Annotated in this window: 2 protein-coding genes; both read left to right on the top strand. The window is 54.5% G+C overall.

Annotated elements, in window-relative coordinates:
* The first annotated feature begins 38 nt into the window (after nucleotides 1-38).
* Nucleotides 39-428 (top strand): hypothetical protein, encoded by a 390-nt coding sequence (locus FYK55_RS28655; RefSeq protein ID WP_150080048.1) that lies wholly within the window; start codon nucleotides 39-41, stop codon nucleotides 426-428.
* A gap of 132 nt (nucleotides 429-560) precedes the next feature.
* On the top strand, nucleotides 561-1142 hold the full coding sequence (locus tag FYK55_RS28650; protein WP_150080047.1) for a hypothetical protein: 582 nt from the start codon (nucleotides 561-563) through the stop codon (nucleotides 1140-1142).
* Nucleotides 1143-1617 lie beyond the last annotated feature (475 nt).

Here is a 1617-nt window from a genome sequence, read left to right as displayed (position 1 = left end):
ACTGAGTGTTAGAACCACTTGCCGCGTCTGAATCAAACATGAATGAGGATGACCGCGATTTTATGATTCTTGGTCGTGCTGCGTCGATGTTTGCTGAAATCGACGGCCGTCGGTGCGTCAATGTGGATGCTGATTCACTCAATTTCTGTATCTGTCGTAGGATCCACTCACTGCACGTCAATGGAGGCGTGATCGAAGGGGCATGCGAATGGATCACTCCGCCTGAGGACCGAGCAGAGGAGCTGACCGTTGGGTTGGCGATCGGATGCGATTGCCTCGATGTCGGTGATGTATGGTGGCACGACACCTACTTCAACTGGTACTTTGTGTTCGACGAAGGCTTTGTTACGCGGACACTCGCTGGCGATACATCGTGGATCACCGTTTTCCTGCGAGATGCAACCGGTTACCGGTCTCGCTCGCGTTGATTCACGACATCTGAGGAAAGCGGATAACAATCAAATGCACCGAAGTCGCCGAGTCCGGTTTGTTTCTGTGGTCACGTCGATCGCGGCGACTCGGTGATTTGTAACGTTCGCTGACACATGAATTGTGAGCCCATGAATCCATTTGCACCGCCAATCAGCAAGGACGAAGCGATATCGACCACACGATCGCCGATCAAATTGATTGGACGCACACTTTGCTTCTGCGTGGGCACAATAGGCTGTCTCTATGTCGCGGGGCCTCTCTTTATGGCGTTAAACGGTCAAGTCGCAGGATTGGAACGTGCTTACAGGAGTGTCTGGAACTCGCTCTCCGGCCCATACGTTCCATCTCTTGCGATCGTCTTAGTTGGGATGGCGGGATGGAAGGGTTTAAGGCAGAGACGTCGTTCTGATTACCTGCCGACTCCGTTCTCCAGAATTGTGACTGGTTTTTTGGTGTTTGCCGTTTTTCTTGTGGTTGGAAACGTGCTAGACGAACCGCTTAAATTGGTGTTGGGCGCATGGTACTCTGACGGTCACGGACAGCTATTGATTGTCGTCATTGAACTGCTGCTGGCCTCCGTCGTTGGATCGGAGATTGAAGCGTATATTGTGAGGCAAACTGAAACGAAAAGCAGCGAACCATGCCATGCACACGAAGGCCGCGAGTCAGGTCAATCGGTTTGGTCTGAGTCGTCTGCGCGGCCTCGGTGATGGCCGACGTTCGTCGGATGATCAGAACAGCGTGCTGCATGTGACGCAGAACTGTCGACGGTGACAACCAATGCGAACCGCAAAATAGATTGTGCTGTTCAAGCTGGGATCGGGTGGAAGCGGCCTGGCGCGATGCGGCTCAAAACAGAAACCACGTTTGCTGGCCATGAGAAGTTCCGACTCGCGCAACCAACGCCGACGGATGCAGCGCCCCACGGATCTGTCGCTAGCCCGTTCGATAATAACCGCGGAACACAACTGCCAGCAATCAGCACCGTAGCCAACGCCGACAACTGGATTGCCCCACGCGACCACCGTTAGCCGGTAGGATGAGGTCAACGAAACACCCGCTGCGGAAACCGGGACTGCTTCCCAAACTGACCGAGGCAGTCGACGAACCATCCGATGCACCCGAGTCCGCGAATCGGGGCGTTTCGAAAATGGACGATCAACCGCGCGGACCGGGTGATCGGCA

It is taken from the genome of Roseiconus nitratireducens (genome assembly GCF_008629675.1).
In the GTDB taxonomy this organism is placed as follows: Bacteria; Planctomycetota; Planctomycetia; order Pirellulales; family Pirellulaceae; genus Stieleria; species Stieleria nitratireducens.
Note: the sequence above shows the minus strand (reverse complement) of the source record. Positions and strands in the feature narration are given on the sequence as shown.

Excerpts from the sequence above, each read along its gene's own strand:
- FYK55_RS28655 (WP_150080048.1), top strand. The coding sequence starts at position 39 with ATGAATGAGGATGACCGCGATTTTATGATTCTTGGTCGTGCTGCGTCG.
- FYK55_RS28650 (WP_150080047.1), top strand. The coding sequence starts at position 561 with ATGAATCCATTTGCACCGCCAATCAGCAAGGACGAAGCGATATCGACC.